17 protein-coding genes are annotated in these 18,156 nt (G+C 50.3%); 6 read left to right on the forward strand and 11 right to left on the reverse strand.

Translation table 11 applies throughout. The features are described from left to right. Window positions 1-194: 194 nt before the first annotated feature. Together AC0LWN_RS31880 and AC0LWN_RS31885 are read right to left on the reverse strand one after the other, a co-directional pair. Window positions 195-827, reverse strand: a complete 633-nt coding sequence (locus AC0LWN_RS31880) for an NAD(P)-dependent oxidoreductase (RefSeq protein WP_474672505.1) — start codon at window positions 825-827, stop codon at window positions 195-197. Between the two features lie 43 nt (window positions 828-870). After that, window positions 871-1,278 carry a GNAT family N-acetyltransferase gene (locus tag AC0LWN_RS31885; protein ID WP_474672507.1) on the reverse strand — a complete coding sequence of 136 codons (408 nt, stop codon included), beginning with the start codon at window positions 1,276-1,278 and terminating at the stop codon, window positions 871-873. Between the two features lie 201 nt (window positions 1,279-1,479). Here AC0LWN_RS31885 and AC0LWN_RS31890 point away from each other — a divergent pair, with 201 nt between their 5' ends. Continuing rightward, window positions 1,480-1,788, forward strand: a complete 309-nt coding sequence (locus tag AC0LWN_RS31890) for a hypothetical protein (protein ID WP_474672509.1) — start codon at window positions 1,480-1,482, stop codon at window positions 1,786-1,788. 116 nt (window positions 1,789-1,904) lie between these two features. Here AC0LWN_RS31890 and AC0LWN_RS31895 read toward each other — a convergent pair whose 3' ends face one another. From AC0LWN_RS31895 to AC0LWN_RS31910, 4 genes are all read right to left on the reverse strand, one after another. Further along, complete coding sequence (locus AC0LWN_RS31895) at window positions 1,905-2,126, reverse strand: YezD family protein (protein ID WP_474672511.1); 222 nt, start codon at window positions 2,124-2,126, stop codon at window positions 1,905-1,907. A gap of 103 nt (window positions 2,127-2,229) precedes the next feature. Next, window positions 2,230-3,093 carry a sulfate ABC transporter permease subunit CysW gene (gene cysW / locus AC0LWN_RS31900; RefSeq protein WP_474672513.1) on the reverse strand — a complete coding sequence of 288 codons (864 nt, stop codon included), beginning with the start codon at window positions 3,091-3,093 and terminating at the stop codon, window positions 2,230-2,232. A gap of 227 nt (window positions 3,094-3,320) precedes the next feature. Further along, complete coding sequence (gene cysT, locus AC0LWN_RS31905) at window positions 3,321-4,175, reverse strand: sulfate ABC transporter permease subunit CysT (protein ID WP_474672515.1); 855 nt, start codon at window positions 4,173-4,175, stop codon at window positions 3,321-3,323. An 89-nt stretch (window positions 4,176-4,264) separates the two neighbouring features. Further along, window positions 4,265-5,380 (reverse strand): sulfate ABC transporter substrate-binding protein, encoded by a 1,116-nt coding sequence (locus tag AC0LWN_RS31910; RefSeq protein ID WP_474672517.1) that lies wholly within the window; start codon window positions 5,378-5,380, stop codon window positions 4,265-4,267. Window positions 5,381-5,879: 499 nt separating this feature from the next. Between AC0LWN_RS31910 and AC0LWN_RS31915 the strand changes: the two genes are divergently transcribed. Beyond that, window positions 5,880-6,686, forward strand: a complete 807-nt coding sequence (locus tag AC0LWN_RS31915; protein ID WP_474672519.1) for a class I SAM-dependent methyltransferase — start codon at window positions 5,880-5,882, stop codon at window positions 6,684-6,686. Between the two features lie 6 nt (window positions 6,687-6,692). Here AC0LWN_RS31915 and AC0LWN_RS31920 read toward each other — a convergent pair whose 3' ends face one another. The 3 genes from AC0LWN_RS31920 to AC0LWN_RS31930 form a co-directional block, all read right to left on the reverse strand. After that, window positions 6,693-7,208, reverse strand: a complete 516-nt coding sequence (locus AC0LWN_RS31920; protein WP_474672521.1) for a phosphotransferase-like protein — start codon at window positions 7,206-7,208, stop codon at window positions 6,693-6,695. 154 nt (window positions 7,209-7,362) lie between these two features. Continuing rightward, a complete protein-coding gene (locus AC0LWN_RS31925) occupies window positions 7,363-8,982 on the reverse strand; it encodes an RNA polymerase sigma factor (protein WP_474672523.1) in 1,620 nt (539 codons plus the stop codon). Between the two features lie 249 nt (window positions 8,983-9,231). Beyond that, on the reverse strand, window positions 9,232-9,579 hold the full coding sequence (locus AC0LWN_RS31930; protein ID WP_474672525.1) for a VOC family protein: 348 nt from the start codon (window positions 9,577-9,579) through the stop codon (window positions 9,232-9,234). A gap of 251 nt (window positions 9,580-9,830) precedes the next feature. On the opposite strand from AC0LWN_RS31930, the gene AC0LWN_RS31935 reads away from it, so the two are divergent. Beyond that, window positions 9,831-12,125: an alpha/beta hydrolase family protein gene (locus AC0LWN_RS31935; protein WP_474672527.1), complete on the forward strand. Its 2,295-nt coding sequence runs from the start codon at window positions 9,831-9,833 to the stop codon at window positions 12,123-12,125. A gap of 324 nt (window positions 12,126-12,449) precedes the next feature. Here the strand turns inward: AC0LWN_RS31935 and AC0LWN_RS31940 are convergent, their stop codons facing one another. Then, window positions 12,450-13,499 carry a lactonase family protein gene (locus AC0LWN_RS31940; protein WP_474672529.1) on the reverse strand — a complete coding sequence of 350 codons (1,050 nt, stop codon included), beginning with the start codon at window positions 13,497-13,499 and terminating at the stop codon, window positions 12,450-12,452. Window positions 13,500-13,680: 181 nt separating this feature from the next. On the opposite strand from AC0LWN_RS31940, the gene AC0LWN_RS31945 reads away from it, so the two are divergent. The 3 genes from AC0LWN_RS31945 to AC0LWN_RS31955 all read left to right on the forward strand — a co-directional run bounded on the left by AC0LWN_RS31945 (window position 13,681) and on the right by AC0LWN_RS31955 (window position 15,929). Next, window positions 13,681-13,941: a GlsB/YeaQ/YmgE family stress response membrane protein gene (locus tag AC0LWN_RS31945; protein WP_474672531.1), complete on the forward strand. Its 261-nt coding sequence runs from the start codon at window positions 13,681-13,683 to the stop codon at window positions 13,939-13,941. 184 nt (window positions 13,942-14,125) lie between these two features. Further along, window positions 14,126-14,632 (forward strand): CcdC family protein, encoded by a 507-nt coding sequence (locus AC0LWN_RS31950; protein WP_474672533.1) that lies wholly within the window; start codon window positions 14,126-14,128, stop codon window positions 14,630-14,632. Window positions 14,633-14,966: 334 nt separating this feature from the next. Beyond that, on the forward strand, window positions 14,967-15,929 hold the full coding sequence (locus AC0LWN_RS31955; protein ID WP_474672535.1) for an L-lactate dehydrogenase: 963 nt from the start codon (window positions 14,967-14,969) through the stop codon (window positions 15,927-15,929). Window positions 15,930-16,008: 79 nt separating this feature from the next. Here AC0LWN_RS31955 and AC0LWN_RS31960 read toward each other — a convergent pair whose 3' ends face one another. Continuing rightward, window positions 16,009-18,036, reverse strand: a complete 2,028-nt coding sequence (locus tag AC0LWN_RS31960) for a methyl-accepting chemotaxis protein (RefSeq protein ID WP_474672537.1) — start codon at window positions 18,034-18,036, stop codon at window positions 16,009-16,011. Window positions 18,037-18,156: the final 120 nt, after the last annotated feature.

Genomic DNA, 18,156 nt, shown 5'->3' on the forward strand with positions numbered 1-18,156 from the left:
GGCCGTGCTTTTGCCCCCGGCTTCCTTCAGATTCCACCTCGCGATGGACACCCTTGCCCTTGGCTAACGGTAGGCGCTTGCCAGCCCCCGCTCGGGACTTTCACCCTAGAGATGACGCCCATGCTGGGCGTACGCAAAAAAGCAGCAAGTCTAAGGTAAGACTCACTGCTTCTCCTTTAAAAGATTTTTGAAGGTCAATAACCCACCGTAAACCTGGCCCGGCTGAAGTTCCCCTCTTCCATCTCATCAATGACAGCCACGGCAAAATCCTCGACGCTGATGCTGCTCTCGCCGTATTCATCCACAACCAGCCGGTCCAGGCCGATGCGGAACTGCCCGGTCCGGCGGCCAGGCCGGATCACTGCAGGCGGACTGATGTACGTATAGTCCAGAGCAGAGCCCCGATATATTTCATAGGCATGTCCGTGCGCTGCGGCCAGCGGCCGGAATTTCTCGGGGAAATCCGGCGTGTCCATCAGCCACTCACCCGACTCCGTCTTCAAGCTGCCTGCTCCGCCAATAACGAGCAGCCGCGCAAGTCCTGCTTCCTGCAGTCCTTCCAGCAGACTCTCTGCCGCGCGGAGCAGGTCATCCTCCCGCCCGGCAGCCGGCCCGAACGCGCTGATTACCTCTTCATGCCCTCGCACAGCCGCCGCTACCTGCGCCGGATCCAGAATATCGGCGGTTGCGACCTGCAAACGCTCATGCTGGAGCTGCAGTGAAGCCGGATTGCGGACAACTGCGGTGACCTCATGTTTTCTTTTTAACGCTTCCTGTACAATAGCTCTGCCAATCGTTCCCGTAGCTCCAAACACTACAACATCCATATTTAATCCCTCACTTTTTATATGTACACATGGACTTCCTCAATTAACGCGGCAGGAACATTCCCTGCGAATTGGGCATTACCGGCTGGAAGCCATACTGCGCATAGAGTCTGGAGGCTTCGCCGTCAGCAATAAGACTGACATAAGCTCTCTCCGGCACCGTATCCAGAAAGCTCCTGATTTCCTGCATAATAATCTTCCCCAGCCCGCGCCCTTGGCAGGAAGGTTTAACGGCGATATCCGTCACCTGAAAGAAGCAGCCTCCATCCCCGATCACGCGTCCAATGCCTACAAGCGAGCCCTCTTCGTAAAGCGTCACCGCAAAAGATGACCTGGGCAGCCCAATTTCTGCTCCTTCGGCACTCATCGGACTCAGCCCGGCCTCCTCCCGCAGCGCCAAATACTGCTCTACCGTCGGCCGTTCATGGCGGATCTCCAGCTTATCTATCATTTCCTCATCCCTTCTCCCTCAGTATCTCCAGCCGTCTTGCTTGTATTAACTGTTACCAATAATATATGACCACACCTTGCCAAGCAAGGAGCGCCCCGGCAGTGCCCGGCGTATACTGAACTTGGAACATTATCTGCTGCCGGACGTACAACAACTTAGAGATATCGACAATATTATACTGAAGGGTTGGGTGAAGTACACATGTCTCCAATAGGGAAGCTTTTCAAATGGGGAACCTTTGCTTATGAGGCTTTTCTCGCAATCCCGTTTCTCGGGGGAGCCTTTGTTGTAGCCAATGCCTGGGTGCCGCTGGGTGTAGCCTTCCTGCTGCACATCGTTGCAGTCGTAATATTGATAGGGGAACGCGGGAGTGTTATCGGCAATATTGTCGGGATCATCACCTCGATAGTCGCTTTAATTCCAGTGGTCGGCTGGATTATGCATACTCTTACTGCGATCATATTGCTCGTGGAGGGATTGGCCGATTCGCGGCGCAGACCGCGCTACTAGAAGGGATGCATAGGCTGCATACCGGGTGGTACAAAAGAAAGAGACCTTCAGACGAAAACGAATGAAGGTCTTTCTTTATGCAAAAAAAGAACTATTTATATAAGTGGCAATACGCTTCATCCCCGTCCCGCAGAACGGACATCGGTCCGCCGGCCTCCGGCCTCTCCGCTATAGCGTGCATTTGCAGTGGTGTTCTCAAAGCGTTTGCGCTCCGTCCGCTCCATCTGTACAATTTGTCCTTCATGTACGACGATGTGGAGGGAACCAAATTCCATATTGTCCAGAAGCTCCGCAATCCGTGTAAGCCATACCTCATCCACCTTCAGTGGCTTAGCCATTCTCCAGCCTCCCTTTCCCCGGACAGGGGATGATCTACACCTGAATCCCGTAATCACCAACCCGTATACTATGATTTAAAATAGCACGGAAGCAAAAGAGCTGTCAATGCGCATTTTTGCGTGTCAGCCAGCTTTTCAAGAGCATCGTAACCAGCGCCAGCAGAAGCAGCAATGAGGCTACGGCGAAGGAAGCGGAAAACTGATATTCATTGTACAAAATCTCAACATGCAGCGGCAGCGTGTTCGTCTCACCGCGAATGTGCCCGGAGACTACAGATACCGCGCCGAACTCTCCCATCGCCCGCGCATTGCACAGAATGATTCCGTACAGCAGGCCCCATTTGATATTAGGCAGCGTTACGCGCCAGAAAATCTGCCAGCCATGCGCACCGAGCGTTACCGCCGCTTCCTCCTCCTGCGTGCCCTGATCCTCCATCAGCGGAATTAGCTCACGGGCAACAAACGGGAAGGTTACGAACAAGGTGGCGAGTATAATACCCGGAAGGGCAAAGACAATTTTGATGTCATGGTCGCTGAGCCAGGACCCAAACCAGCCGTTCGAGCCGAACACAAGCACAAAGATTAGCCCCCCGATGACCGGAGATACGGCAAAGGGCAGATCAATCAGCGTAATGAGAAACCCTTTCCCGCGAAACCAGAATTTGGTCACCGCCCAGGCTGCCATTACCCCGAACAGCGTATTCAACGGAACAGTGACCGCTGCAACCAGAAGCGTCAGCCGGAGGGCGGAAGCGGCATCAGGGTCGGTCAATGCGGCCAAAAAAACATCCCAGCCCTTCTTCAGCGCCTCTGTCAGCACAACGAGCAGCGGCAGGGCAATCAGCCAGAACAGCACCAGCCCGGCGGCGGTAATCAGCACCCATTTAACGGCCCCGGATTCGGCCGTTGCGGGTGAAGCCTCGCTCTTCTGCGGCCTGGGAGCAAACATCGGGACAGTACCCGCCATGATTTTCCCCTCCTGAAAGTTAACTGTACTTCATACAACTAAAAGGCCATCAATTGAAGCTAAAACAGTTTTAAATGTACTCCTTACATCTAAAAACTTGTTATTTCGGTAAAAGTAAGCTATCCGCCATTTTTAAGTGTACACACTGCAATTAGCGCGAAAAATACGATCTGACGCATCCTTTTAATTGTAGCAAATACAACTATACTGTTCGAGCTATGCTCCCCTTACCGCGAAGCCTTGCGGGCCCAGCGCTGCAGCGTGTTGATGACAAGCAGCAGCAGAAAAGAGATCAGCAGAAGCAGCACCGCAACCGCAGTAGCCCCGGCATAGTCGAACTGCTCCAGCTTGGACATGATGAGCAGCGGAGCGATTTCTGTCCGCATCGGCATGTTGCCGGAAATGAACACAACGGAGCCATATTCCCCAATGCCCCGGGCGAACGCCAGCGCGAATCCGGTAAGCAGCGGAGGAATCAGCTCGGGAAGCACGATGCTGCGGAAGGTTCTAAGGCGACCCGCCCCTAGCGTTGCTGCGGCTTCCTCCATGTTACGGTCCAGCTCCTCCAGCACGGGCTGAACGGTGCGGACCACAAAGGGGATGCCGATGAACATCAGCGCGAGTGTTATGCCGAGCGGCGTGAAGGCGATTTTTAGCCCCAGCGGCTCCAGCAGAGAACCGATCCAGCCATTCTGGGAATAGAGCGCCGTCAGGGAGACACCCGCGACAGCCGTCGGCAGGGCAAACGGGAGGTCGATCAGCGCGTCAAATACCCTTTTGCCCGGAAACTCATAACGCACTAGCACCCAGGCCAGCAGCAGCCCCAGAAATGCATCCGCCAGAGCAGCCGCTGCCGCTGTGCTCAAGCTGACACGGTAGGAGGCCAGAACCCGCGCGTCTGTAGCAATATCCCAGAATTTGGCCCAGCTCAGCCCTGTCGAATTGAACAGCAGCGCCGACAGCGGCAGCAGTACAACAAGACTCAGATACAGCACACTGTAACCCATCGTAAGCCCAAAGCCCGGCAGCACCCTGCGCCGCCGCACTGCAACCGTAGTGGTGACACTCATAGATTCAATCATCCCTTTCCCGCCTTCGGCCTATAGGCCGATCAGCTTCCCTGCACGGGCCATCTCGCCCTGTTCCCCCCGGTTCCCCTCATGAGCCCGGCTTATTTAGCTCCAGGCACATAAATCTTGTCGAAGATCCCGCCGTCGTTGAAATGCTTCTCCTGTGCTTCTTTCCAGGTTCCGAATTTATCCGCGAGTGTGAACAGCTTGATGTCCGGAAATTTATCCTTGTATTGCTCTTTCACACTTTCCAGCGTTGGACGGTAGTAGTTCTCTGCAGCGATTTTTTGTCCCTCTTCCGTGTACAGATATTTCAGATAAGCCTCCGCAACCTCGCGTGTTCCTCTTTTATCCACAACTTTATCGACCACAGCAACCGGCGGTTCAGCCAAAATGCTCTCTGATGGGTTGACGATTTCAAATTTGTCCGGGCCCAGCTCCTTGATGGACAGATAGGCCTCGTTCTCCCAAGCGATCAGCACATCGCCGATTCCCCGCTCCACAAAGGTTGTCGTTGCCCCGCGCGCCCCGGTATCCAGCACCGGCACATGCTTGAACAGCTCCTGCACAAATTCCTGGGCCTTGGCTTCATCATTGTTGTTGTGGTCAAGGGCGTAACCCCAGGCCGCCAGGTAGTTCCAGCGGGCGCCGCCGGAGGTTTTCGGATTTGGAGTGATGACCTCTACGCCCTCTTTTAACAGATCCGGCCAGTCCTTGATGCCTTTCGGGTTGCCTTTGCGCACAAGGAACACAATGGTCGATGTGTACGGTGAGCTGTTATGCTCAAATTTGCTTTGCCAGCCTTCATTGATCAGCCCCTTATTCTTCAAAGCATCAATGTCGTAACCAAGAGCAAGTGTCACAACGTCGGCCTCCAGCCCCTCTTGCACCGCGCGGCTTTGTGCGCCGGAACCGCCGTGGGATTGCTTAATCGTTACCTTCTGGCCAGTTTCTTTCTCCCAATAGGCAGAGAACGCCTTGTTATAATTCTCGTACAGCTCGCGTGTGGGGTCATAGGATACGTTCAGCAGCTCTACCGGATCTTTTGCCGGGGCCTTCGTGGCTTCGGCGGTTGCCGCCGCATTGCTTGCTTTCGGTGCATCTGTGGCCGCTGCCGCTCCATTGCCTGCATTACTGTTGTTTCCGCAAGCTGTAAGCCCTGCCGTCAGCATTAATGTGAACCCGGCGATGAGCCCCTTCTTGATCCCTTTTTTCATCACACATCACTCCCCTTGTTTTCTCTTATTTCATTCATGATTTCAAAAAAATGACGGAGGAATGCCCCCTATGGCAGGTCAAACCGGTCCTTGGACACGTGTCTGCGAGCCTGATGCGGGCGTTCCTCCGTCTGTACGGTAAGAACTTTTATTTAATTATTCCTACCCGTTTAGTAGGTTTATACAGACATAATACTGAAAGCTCTCCTCACTGTCAAATCTTTTTTTCAAAATAAAAGAAAGTCGCGGACGCCTAGCCCAAGGGCTATGGCAGACTGCGCTCCATCACCATCCGTGGTTATCAGAAACTGCTCGTAAGAGGGTGAGAACATACGGACGCTTCATGGAATATTTTAGGTAGATTTGCTCATGGAAAAATGGTACATTATTTTGGTATTCATAGCGCAGAGTATCCGTGTTCGATATGTGTTATTGGGATAACGCGCAATTCGGGATTTACGTTTAGGCTCACATTTTTTTATTGGGAGATGGTACAGGCATGGACAAGAATTCTGTTTATAGAACAAACGTTATAGGTGCCGGCGAGGTTGGTAGCGCTATCACGGTCGACATGGACAAGAGCTCTATACATAAAACAAACAGCATCTTTTGGGATACAAAAGGAAATGACGTCTTAGGAGCAACCGCGCTTCCTCTATATGGAGCATTTGTCTCCGAAGAAAAATGCCAGCTTTTTGGCGATGTCTCTGGAAAAAAGGTGCTGGAAATCGGCTGTGGAAGCGGTCAATCCCTGCAATATCTGGGGGAACGCCAAGCATCTGAACTATGGGGTACAGATATATCAGAAAAACAAATCGAAAAGACAACACAGCTTCTGACGTCGAACGGTCTTTCCGCACAATTGATCTGTTCTCCCATGGAAGAAGAATGCGGGATACCGGAGGATTATTTCGACTTCGTGTATTCGGTTTATGCCATAGGCTGGACCACCGACCTTGAGGGGACTTTTAGCCGGATCGCTTCTTACCTGAAAAAAGACGGCGCCTTTATTTTCAGTTGGTCTCATCCTATACACAAATGTGTTGTTGCAGAAAATGATATGCTTGCTTTTAAAAAATGCTATTTTGACGAATCCTGGTATTCGGTATCACTTGGTGACAGTACGCTAACATTATCGGACCGTAAACTATCAACCTATGTGAATGCGCTCTCGAAAGCGGGATTTGTAATTGAGCAAATGATTGAGCAATCTGATGACGAAATTATGCAATCGCAGAACAGTGAGTTTGCAAAAAAGGCAAAGATGCTCCCTGTTACTTTTGTAATTAAAGCAAGAAAGCTATAAAGTAATTCATACTTCAAATATACTTTTTAAAATCAAATCTGCGCATTCCTCGGAAGTGTTCAAATGTGTGTTGATCGTACAATTATACCGGATATCTTTTGCCATGATTTTGTGTTGCCCATCCGATTGGTCTTCAGTTCTATTTCCTCGTGCAATATTTCTCTGACGGCAAATGTTTAATGGGCAAAACACTTCAACAATGTATAATGGGTACCCGGTAAATATATCCTTCACTTGTTCATAATGTGGTTCCAACCCAGGTCTGTCTACCATAATGCCATCAATTAGCACATTTTTACCATGGTCAGAAAATAATTTAGCTGTATGATACATCAAAATAATGGCTTCACTTAAATACTTCCAATAATCTTCACGAAGATAACGTTCACCTATCATTTCTTCAAAAAGATCATTAGCAACAACGTAGAAAAATTCATGAGACTTTAACTGTATTGCATCTACTATTGATGTTTTCCCAGAACTCGTAACACCGTTTAAAAATACGATTCTACCTTTGCTCATCCTGTTAATGCCCCTTTTAGATAAATTAATTCCATTTTAACACTCATATCTGTAAGGCTGGTAAGAAAACACAACTATACTTGAACTATACTGCCCGCTTACACAACGCGGCTGCCGATTCATACCGGCAGCCGCGTCTATAACTTTAAACAAGCTAGCTTTGATTCATGAACATGATTGTGGAAATGCCATTTTTTCGATGCGGATCAGGCACTTTTAACATGCCGATGTCGACTAAATGTTTGAGTACGAAGGCACGTATTGTTCCCGACGCCATGCAGTTCTGTGACCAGTAACGCACATATTTATGCGCATGATCTGGTTGTCCATCGAGTTTCACATGATAAACAGCTTGATCCAATTTCGTGGCAGCTTCTTTGATTCGTTCGGACGGTTGCGGGATCGCCGCATGCAGACGTTCTCCTGTTTGCTTATCCTTGCAATAAACAATGTTAACTTCAAGGTCAGATTCCTTTCGCAGCAAATATTGTTTGTCGAAAAGACGGCGATAGGCGTCAATGTTCACATCGTTTTGCGGTAAATCTCCATTGATCACATGCATCAGACTGATGAAATCCGAACTCAGATTATCTCGCCAACTGCCCTGTCTGCCGCACCACCACGTATCGACCTGCCATGCCTTTAGTGCATGCTCATCGGAATCCCGATTCATATCGCCACAATAATAATATTGTTTAAGATCAAAACTGACGTCAAACTCTCTGTGGATCGTTGCATGAGCGGCGTAATGACCGCCATCTTTGCGGCTGACGGAAACCTCTTCATGGCTAACTCCATTGAGCTCTTTGAAGCTCAATTGATTACCAGCATACGGAATGAGGCTCCACAACAATATATTGACATCGCCACCTGGAATGTAGACACCCGTCTCTTGGAACACTTCACCCATCGAGAAAAACGTCTTGAAATAATGCTCTACGGCAATCTCCGCATATTCTCTGAACAATGGGTACAGTACCTCGCTTTTCATTGGAGACGGATCTTCGATGTACATATTGGTACGATACTTTCCACCCGGTAGTTTATCCATGAACCCGTATTCTTCCAGTGATTCAATTTCATCCTCGATATATACAGGTGAAATGCCCAGTTCTTCGGCGATTTCATTAACCGTGAGCGGCTTGTGGTAAGCTGAGAAAGCGATGTTTTGTCTGATCGCCGTCGCTAAAAAGTCGGCGGTGTCGCCTTTGCTTCCAGGGGATCCACTATGCCCGAAACCTGTCATGCGGATCGGATTGATGCCGAGATTACCCATTGATCGAATTGTGTTCATCTTGTGTTTCAGCTCCTTTTTCGCTTCGAATAAGTGCCATTTGACCGTGCCGCTAGAAAGACCCATTTCAGCCGCGATTTCGCTAATTTTCATTCCACCGTAATAGTACTTGACAACGATTCCCCGTTGCTGGTGAGATAAAAAAGCAATTTCCCGCCGCAATGCACCAGCCGTTTCTTGACGGATGATCTCGTCGAAGCCCTCGTCTCTGGACACCACCTCATTGTCAACAATCGGCATCTGGTTGGAAGCTTTCACTTTCTCGCCTATGAATTTCGCCCACACATAATGCGCAATCTTGAAGACGTAGCTATTCAGATCCAGTAACTCTGTCTTTTTGAGAAGCGCTTGGTATACTTCCAGCGTAATTCTTCCCGCCAGCTCCTCGGCTTCGGCGATTTTTCCCGTTTTATTCAAAGCAAAACCATATAGCGGTTTGATGTAATCCTTGATGACACGGTCAGCATGTTGTTTATTCATGTTCAAAAAGCTCCTTCTTATCGGACGGCACTTAAATATATACTGCAGCGAAAACGAAAAAGGTTGGGTAGTTCAGGAAAACTTTTTGTTTTGGACGTACCCTTGTAACAACTATGTATCTAATAACTTCCTGAGAAATGATTGGATCAACATTAAGATCACTCCATCTTCTGCCCTATAATTGAGCAAAGGCTGCTGGATGGATCCGCGGCAGCCTGGTCTTGGAATTATTGATGGAACTACAACTCGTTATTTCTCCCAAAGCTCGACCAGCCGGCCTTCAGGATCTTCAATCCAAATAAACTTTCCAAATTCACTAATCTCTTTGTTCTTTGCAAGAGGTACACCAATCTGTTCAAGATGCTTAATAGTCTCGTCTAGATTATATACTTCGAAATTCAACATCACTTGTTGCTCTGCTGGAAAATAATTGTCATCCTCGGCAAAGAAAGAAAGGATAGTCTCATTTCCTGCTTGGGGTTTTATCACAGTCCCATTCCAATTATCTATTTCAATCTCCAACACTTCACTGTACCATTTTTTTATAACTTCAAGGCTCTTAGTTCTCCAAAATATTCCCCCAAAACCTTTTATCATAATTCTCTAACTCCTGTCTGTCATCAAATTTGAGTTCCTTTTTCAATTATCCTGCCCATTAACCTAACAACACATCGTTAGTCTATTACTTAATTTACCCAGTCTACAACTTAATTTTTCCGCGCCGGACGCACCAGCAAATGACGGCTGTTCCTGCAAGACCCACTTGTTATTAAGCCCGTAAAGTAATATTATTGCTTCATCTTATAGGTTAAGAAGAAATAACTGTAAATGTCAGGGGAAGAACGATCATGGGAATGGAACTGGAGTACGCTCCCGCGCCGCAGCGCCGAAGGCTGCATAAGCGCATCCTGGGAGTGCTCGCGAGGCGCATCCGGGAAACGTACCGATATGACACACAGATATGGAGGACGGCGCTCTCCGGTCCTTGGATATTATGCTTTTTGGCTTTTACAGCAGTCGTTCTGGGCATCCCGACCGGATTCGGAACAGCCGCAGATATCCTCCTGGCTACCGTAGCCGCGACCATCGTGCTGGCGCTCGCCGGCAATATTCTGGCCGTATTGCTGTCCTTAATCGGACTACGTATCCCGCGCCTGTATGCAGGCTCTTTACTGAGCGCTCTCGGCATCATTCTATTTATCTTGTATTACGCCGATTTGGAGCTTGAAGCTGCAGCGGCTGTAGCCGTGCTCGCCGCCGTGCTTGGAGGGCTTGGCGGACTGGCGGTTGGACTTCTGCGCAGCCGTAGGGTTGCGTCAGGGCTGCTGCTGGCAGCACTCGTCATTGCTTCTCCGCTAGCTTTCTCTATCCAGGGCAATGGCGATTCAGTGCCGGAAGGGCTTGCAGACAGCGGAAAAACCTCCTCCATACACGCCGCGAATCCCGGAGAACCGGGAGACTACGCCTATTACAGCTTTACTTACGGCAGCGGCCAGGATCTGCATCGTAAAGAGTACAGGTCTGGAGCGAGCCTTATTTCTTCGGCGGTAGATGCTTCCGCCTACATTACAAGCTGGCCCAAGCTGCGAACCGTATTCTGGGGCTTCGATTATAGTGCGCTTCCTTTAAATGCCCGGGTCTGGATGCCGGAAGGAGATGGCCCCTATCCGCTTGTGCTAATGGTGCATGGCAATCATATGATGGAGGACTATTCAGAGGGAGGTTATGCCTACCTGGGCGAACAGCTCGCCAGCCGGGGATTTATTGCCGTCTCCCTGGATGAGAACTTTCTGAACTATTCGGCCTGGTCCGGCATCCCGGATAACGACTTCAAGGTACGAACCTGGATGATTCTGAAGCATCTGCAGCAAATTGGTCTATTCGCGGAGCAATCCGGCAGCCCGTTCTACCACAAGGTTGATTATGAACGAACCGCCCTGCTGGGCCACAGCCGCGGCGGGCAAGCCGTTGCTATGGCCGCCGATGCCGGACGCTGGTTCAAGAACGACCCCGCGCTTGCCGCAACCAAGCAGTTCCACGTCACCTCAGTCATCGCCCTTGCTCCTACGGATAAGGCCATTGATGAACAGCAGGCCCGTCTGGTTGACGTCAATTACCTGACCCTGCAGGGTGCGCGCGATGGCGATGTGCATGACTTTTACGGCGACCGACAGTATATCCGTTCTACCTATACAAGCGGTACATCCGCGTTTAAAAGCTCTCTGTATATCGCCGACGCCAATCACAGCCAGTTCAACACCGATTGGGGACTGTATGACCAGACGTTTCCGGCAGGCTTATTCTTAAGCCGCTCGGATATTATGGATGGAGATGAGCAGAGACAGATCGCCAAGGTATATGTTTCCGCCTTTCTGGAGGCAACGCTGCAGGGGAAGGGAGAATACCGGGAGCTGTTCCGCGATTACCGCAGCGGATTGCAATGGCTGCCGGATACCGCCTACTATAGCCGGTTCCAGAGCGGTGATTATATCCCTGTAGCTACCTTCGACGAAGACCGCAACAGGAACACGGCGACAGGTGGAACTGCAGAAGCAGAAGGAGTCACCTGGGTTGAAGAGGTTGCCAAGGACCGGGAGTCCAAAAGCAAAGCTACCCACGGCATCCTGCTCAAGCGAACTGCCGAAGAGGGGAAGGAAGCCTTTTACCGCATCAAGCTGAAAGACAGCGTGCCCCGCGATCTTGCCCTTTCAGAAGCTGAAGGCCTAACGTTCTCAATGGCTAACAGGAATGCCGATGACAATGAGGATACTGACATTGACGATGAGGAATATCCCTCTGTATCTCCTGATGTAGAGGTTGAGCTTACAGACAGCAATGATGTTACGGCGCTTTTATCACTGGATGAGGTGATGGATATTCTGCCGCTGCCGCAGACCCGGTTCACCCTGATCCCTTGGCTGGAGGAGCGGGTAAGCGACGGTAAATACGGAGAACTTTCGGAAGCGGTATTCCAGACCTACGAGCTGCCTTTCGAGCGTTTTCTTGAAGAGGAGCCGGAGCTTGAACCGGATAAGCTAACGGAAATCACCTTTTATTTGCAGCAAGCGGGCGACCAAATCATGCTGGACGATATCGGCTTCTACGGTAAAGCCATCGGAAGTGAAGATTTAGAGCTATATTAATTGAACTATTGAAAATATAAAAGGGAGAAGTGACGGAGGGGAAGTTTGGATACTTACGGAGCGAACGCGTCCGCCTGAGAGCTTTCCGTAGGAAAGCTGGCATCGTAAGCATAAGCTGTCTGCGGATTTCAACCGCGAAGAGCGGTATAAATCAAGAAATCTGCAGACAACAGCGGCCGAAAGTCCAAACATTCCCCGCAGTTACGACCAGATCCCAATATAAAAATCTATTCTAAACCGCCATTATACAGCATTATTATAAAAGTGCCTCCCTCTCCGCTGCGAATTGAGCGAAATGGGAGGCACTTCTTTTTTCTTATATCTTCACACAGCCTTCAGGCAGACCGGTGACGGAACCGCCAGCTCATTCCCTGTAGGAATCAGCCTGCCGTTCTCGCTGTCGATTCTAAAGGAAACAATGTTATCGCTGTTCTGGTTGGCTGCGAGCAGCATCCCGCCGATAATGGCGAAATTCCGCGGCGTGCGGCCCCCGGACATCACCCAATCGACCGGCTTCAGCAGGCCGGTGGATGCCTCAATATGGAACAGCGCAATACTGTCATGCCCGCGGTTGGAGGCATACAGAAAACGGCCGCATGGAGAGACATGGATGTCGGCAGCGGTATCATCGCTTCCTGCCGCATATTGGCCAGGCAGTGAACTGAGGTTCTGCAGGATCTCCAGATTTCCAGCCTGCTCATCATTCGCGAACACAGTGATCGTGCTGTTCAGCTCATTTATCAGATAGAGCCATTGCCCCGACGGATGGCAGGCCAAATGACGCGGCCCTGATCCTGGCGGCAGCGGCACTTCGCGGTGAGGGATCAGCCTGCCGTCCTGAACACGGTAGAACACAATCTGATCCAGGCCAAGATCGCAGACCAGCACCCGCTCTCCGCTGCTGTCTGGAATAACGGAGTGGGGATGCGGCGCTTCCTGCCGGTCCTCGCGGATTCCCGAGCCTTCATGCTGCACCTGGGAGGACATCTCCTGAAGTGAACCGTCGGCATTTACCGGGAACACATTGACATTGCCCCCCATATAATTGGCGACGAATATGTACTCCCCCTGCGGAGAGATAGAAACGTAGCACGGGGCGCCCCCATGTGTCTGTCTGCTGCCAAGCGGACGCAGAGCTTTGCTGCCTGGCTCAATGGCAAAGGCATGGATCTCGCCTTCATCCTTCTCACTCACAGCATACAGCACGCTTCCCGGGCTGTTCACAGCCAGATAAGACGGATTCTCAATGCCCTTCGTACTGTTCAGTACTCTCATTTCCCCTGTATCCTTGTTCAAAGCGGCGAGCAGAATCGAATTTTTGTCTGCGGTATTGTAGGTCCCCACATAGAACAGTACTTCATTATGCTGATGCATGGCAGCGGCTCCTTTTATTGTATATTAGCGGGTCGTCCTGCAGCACCCGTACATTTTTCACTATAACACACTGAAATTATGAATATCAGACTGCAGACAATATTGTACTCTGGTTGAAGCATCAGGCATAAGGTTAATAATAACCATCAGAGATAATAAACACAAAGGAGCTGAAGCGAATATGAGTTTATTATGGATGTTGATTGTAGGCGGCGTAATTGGCTGGCTGGCAGGCCTGATTATGGGCAAGGATATTCCGGGCGGAGTCATCGGCAACATTATCGCCGGTATTCTCGGTTCATGGCTCGGCGGCATGCTGCTGGGAAACTGGGGACCCAAGGTCAGCGATTTCTACGTCTTCCCTTCGCTAATTGGGGCTATCGTTCTGATCTTTATCATCAGCCTGATTCTCCGTTCGGTCGGTGGACGCAGCCGTTCTTAGACGGTTCAGCCTATAAAATATTCATCAACCCGCCAAGCTCCTCCACGGCGGGTTGATGTGCGTTTTCCAGCGTTACAAGAAGCCGGATCGCTGAATTATGGCGAAAACCGTTCAATGTTTTGCCTTTCTTTTTCTGCTATAATGGAAAAATAAGTGACGCAAATCACAGAAAGGAAAGTGAATCATGGCGAATATCAACCCTTCGTTTCTGCATATCGGTTCCACTATTGGGGCTATTTTTATGGCGCTGATGGTTATTTTCATTCGACTCAAGGCAAGCTCACGTCCCGTGACGATCCGCAAAATATGGATTCCCCCGCTCGGCATGTCTACAGGCTTTGCCATGTTCGTTGTACCTGAAGTCAGACTTCCCTGGTGGTGGGCGGCTGCGGCTTTCCTGATCGGCTGGTTTATTTTTGCGTATCCGCTGATGCGCAGCACGAAATTTGAAGAACGGAACGGGCAAATTTATGCCCAGCGCTCTAAAAGCTTTGCCTTCATCCTGCTCGGGCTGCTGCTGATCCGCACCGTGCTGCATGAATTTATCAACCAGTATGTCACCATTCCGCAGTCAGGCGGCTTATTCTTCATCCTGGCCTTCGGCATGATTCTGCACTGGAGGTTATTCATGTATAAGCGCTACACCCTTATGGCTTCGCCGCAGGCGACCTTGTCCCAGCCCCGGGGGTAACTACGGACATGAACACTCATGTGCGTCATACAGAAGAGCATTTGAGACCTTCGCAGGTGCCTGAATGCTCTTTTTATAATGCCGTGCCCGTCCCCCAGCTACTCCTTTTTGCCCGCTCTGCATACAATATTAGAGAACCAGCCCAGCTATTTCTAACTTCCCATGTCATTTGTGACAGAATTCGAACAGAACAATAGCCTTTTTTTGCTCCTCATGTCAGGTAACTTGCGATGAGATCAGTTAGAATATAAGCATACTTAACCACAGGCTTCCACATAGAGTTCTCTTGGAGGCACAGGCTGGGTATTACTTTTAGAGAGTGAGGACAAGGTAATTGAAAAGTAAATCAAGAAAAGTGGCGATTGTCGGCTCAGGTATGGTCGGCTCCAGTTGTGCCTATTCTATGGTCAATCAGGCCATATGCGACGAAATCATGATGATTGACCGCACCTATGACCGTGCTATGGCACAAGCGCTTGATCTCTCGCACTGCATGGATTTCTCCGGAACACGCACCAAGGTATATGCCGGCACCGCGAGCGATTGCGCAGGAATGGATGTTGTCATTCTGACAGCGGGCGCCAATCCCAAGCCGGGACAGAGCAGACTGGACGTTCTGGATGCTGCTGCAGTTATAACCAAAGATATCATTACGGAAATTATGGCCGGCGGATTCGATGGCATCTTCGTGGTCGCCGCCAACCCTGTTGATATTGTCACCTATATGGTATGGAAAATCTCCGGCTTGCCGCGCCACAGAGTCATCGGCACCGGAACCTCCATCGACTCCGCGCGCCTGAAAACGCTGCTGTCGGAGGTATTCACGATAGATCCCCGCAGCGTCAACGGCTACGCGCTGGGTGAGCATGGCGAATCGCAATTTGTCGCCTGGTCCCATGTCACCATCGGCGGCAAGCCGATTCTGCAGATTATGGAGCAGCACCGCGAGCGGTTCAGCACGCTCGATCTGGAGGATATCGCCCGCAAGACCAAGGACGCCGGATGGGAAATCTTCACACGCAAAGGCTCAACCCATTTCGGCATTGGGAGCGCACTGGCCTTCATTACCCGCTCCATTCTGAATGATGAGCACAAGATTATTGCAGTCTCATCCATCCTGGACGGCGAATATGGGCAAAGGGGCGTATGTATCGGAGCTCCGGCCATCATCGGCAGCGGCGGCATTCAGGAGCTGCTGGAGCTGAACCTGAACGCCGAGGAAACTGCCAAGCTGGATGCCTCCTGCAACATTATCCGCCGCGGTATAGACAGCCTTCGCCTTGAGGAGAAGGTATAACCTCAGACAGAAACACCCCTCTATTCTTCGCGCTGATGCGCGTGAAATAGAGGGGTGTTTTTTTATGCCACTAAGTGAATTAACGGAATTTCTCGATCTCGCCTTTCAGGGTGGACATCATATCATTCAGAGATTGTGCCGAGGTTACGACCTTCTTCATCAGCTCCATCTGATCACCGGAAGCTTCGGATACCATGTTGGCATTGTCGGCTGAATCCTTGGCAATCGTCAGCATATCAGTTACTGAGGCTGTAATCTCTTCCGTTCCGGCAGACATCTCTTCGTTGATCGCGGAGACGTCCTGAATTTGCATGGAAACCTCGCGTATCGAAGTACGGATATGATCAAAGGAAACTCCGACCTTCTTCATTTTGTCCATTCCGTCGCTGATTTCAGCAATACTCTTTTCCATAGATACCGCCGCATTGGTTGTGGAGGCTTGAATTTCTTTGATCAGCTCCACAATATGCACGATGGACGTATTGGTCCGCTCCGCCAGCTTCTTCACTTCATTCGCCACGACCCCGAAGCCCCGGCCATGCTCGCCTGCTCTGGCAGCCTCAATGGAAGCATTAAGCGACAGCAGCCCGGTCTGGTTGGAAATCTCCGAAATTACGTCGACAATCTGTCCGATTTGAGCCGATTGATGCGTAAGTGTGCCGATCAGCTCCGCGGTCTGGCCCGCAGTCGTGCTGATGACCGTCATCTGCTCAAGCGTTGATTGAATTTCGAGATAACCGTTGTCGACCTCCGCGCTGACCGTCTCTGCCTGGTCGGACACATTCACAGAGGATTCCGCAATTCTCTGCAGTCCTACGGCCATCTCTTCCGTTGCCCGCGCCGACTGCTCTGAGCTTTTGAATTGTTCGCCCATGCCTTGCGCCACCTCTTCGATCACGGTTGCAATTTCCGCAGAGGTAGCGGAGGATTCATTGGCGTATTCCAGCAGGCCTTCAGCGGAGCTGGCTACCTGCAGCACGGTCTCGTCGATTGTGCCGACAATGCCGGATAGGGAGGTAATCATATCATTGATGCTCTCGCTCATTTGGCCGATTTCGTCTCCTGAGCGGACAGCAACTCTCTCACTCAGATGGCCTGCGGCCACTCTTTTCATTACATTGGAAACCGCCACAAGCGGCTTAACCGCCAAACGGGTAAGGTACAGGGAAATAATGATAACAAGCAGAATGATACCGATGATAAAGAAAGTTGCCAGGTTCTGAGCGGAATTCACCTTGGCGAAAATCTCGCTTTTCGGAACGGTAATCAGCAGCTTCCAATCCGTATCCGGGATCGTCTTAAAGTATGTAATGACTTCCTTTCCATCTTCGCCCTTGTAGGTTTCAGATCCGCTTTCCTTGCCCAGTATGGCTTTGACTGCCGCCTTCAATTCCGGCTCCTTGGCATAATCGGCCATATTTTTGCCGATCCGGCTCTTATCCGAATAGGCATAATAATCGCCTTTACCCGAGACCACATAGCCGTATCCTGAGTCAGCAACATGGATGTTCTTCGCCATTTCCATCAGAATATCCGGCGTAACCGAAAAGGCGATCCCCCCGGAAAATTGCTTCTGCTTATCCACGACAGGAACAAGAATCGGGATGATGTACTTTTTCAGCGGCTCCAGATAAGACATGTCGGCAACAGCCGGCTTCAGGGTTTCTTTGGCTTTCAGAAAATATGCAGATGACCCCATGTCAGCCGTCAGATCCATCGCATTGGTCAGCTTGCCATCTTTATTAATTACGCTGTAGCCTTCGGATTGCTTATCGCTCTCCTCCAGTACCTTAACGACCGGAAAAATGCTCTTCGGCTGGGTAGTGTCAAACTCCGGATGCTGGGTGATAAGCTCCTGCACGGCCGAGGTTCTGGTCTGCAGCCACTCATCAATCCTTGTGGTGTTCATATCCAGGATTTTCTGCGCCAATTCCTCACTGTCCGACCTTGTCACACCGCCGAAGTACTGCATAAAAAAGATCGTCGCCCCCAGCAATGGCACAATGGAAATGGCAAGGATTACAAGCGACCATTTGGTTTGCACGGATGCTGATTTTCTTCCTTTTGCTTTCATTTTCACAACTTCAGGCAATTCTGTCTTGTCCACCTTATTTCCTCCCAGCAAAGCTAAATATGAGCTTCCATATGCTGTAAATCTATAGTGTTATATCGGCAAGAACAGACAATGGAAATTATATTATTCATATAATATTCAAAAAAAATAAGC

The sequence above is a fragment of the Paenibacillus sp. sgz302115 genome (genome assembly GCF_056120445.1).

Excerpts from the sequence above, each read along its gene's own strand:
- AC0LWN_RS31910 (WP_474672517.1), bottom strand. The coding sequence starts at position 5,380 with ATGAAAAAAGGGATCAAGAAGGGGCTCATCGCCGGGTTCACATTAATG.
- AC0LWN_RS31920 (WP_474672521.1), bottom strand. The coding sequence starts at position 7,208 with ATGAGCAAAGGTAGAATCGTATTTTTAAACGGTGTTACGAGTTCTGGG.
- AC0LWN_RS31935 (WP_474672527.1), top strand. The coding sequence starts at position 9,831 with ATGGGAATGGAACTGGAGTACGCTCCCGCGCCGCAGCGCCGAAGGCTG.
- AC0LWN_RS31915 (WP_474672519.1), top strand. The coding sequence starts at position 5,880 with ATGGACAAGAATTCTGTTTATAGAACAAACGTTATAGGTGCCGGCGAG.
- AC0LWN_RS31885 (WP_474672507.1), bottom strand. The coding sequence starts at position 1,278 with ATGATAGATAAGCTGGAGATCCGCCATGAACGGCCGACGGTAGAGCAG.
- AC0LWN_RS31890 (WP_474672509.1), top strand. The coding sequence starts at position 1,480 with ATGTCTCCAATAGGGAAGCTTTTCAAATGGGGAACCTTTGCTTATGAG.
- AC0LWN_RS31895 (WP_474672511.1), bottom strand. The coding sequence starts at position 2,126 with ATGGCTAAGCCACTGAAGGTGGATGAGGTATGGCTTACACGGATTGCG.
- AC0LWN_RS31880 (WP_474672505.1), bottom strand. The coding sequence starts at position 827 with ATGGATGTTGTAGTGTTTGGAGCTACGGGAACGATTGGCAGAGCTATT.
- AC0LWN_RS31945 (WP_474672531.1), top strand. The coding sequence starts at position 13,681 with ATGAGTTTATTATGGATGTTGATTGTAGGCGGCGTAATTGGCTGGCTG.
- AC0LWN_RS31925 (WP_474672523.1), bottom strand. The coding sequence starts at position 8,982 with ATGAATAAACAACATGCTGACCGTGTCATCAAGGATTACATCAAACCG.
- AC0LWN_RS31950 (WP_474672533.1), top strand. The coding sequence starts at position 14,126 with ATGGCGAATATCAACCCTTCGTTTCTGCATATCGGTTCCACTATTGGG.
- cysT (WP_474672515.1), bottom strand. The coding sequence starts at position 4,175 with ATGATTGAATCTATGAGTGTCACCACTACGGTTGCAGTGCGGCGGCGC.
- AC0LWN_RS31930 (WP_474672525.1), bottom strand. The coding sequence starts at position 9,579 with ATGATAAAAGGTTTTGGGGGAATATTTTGGAGAACTAAGAGCCTTGAA.
- AC0LWN_RS31940 (WP_474672529.1), bottom strand. The coding sequence starts at position 13,499 with ATGCATCAGCATAATGAAGTACTGTTCTATGTGGGGACCTACAATACC.
- cysW (WP_474672513.1), bottom strand. The coding sequence starts at position 3,093 with ATGGCGGGTACTGTCCCGATGTTTGCTCCCAGGCCGCAGAAGAGCGAG.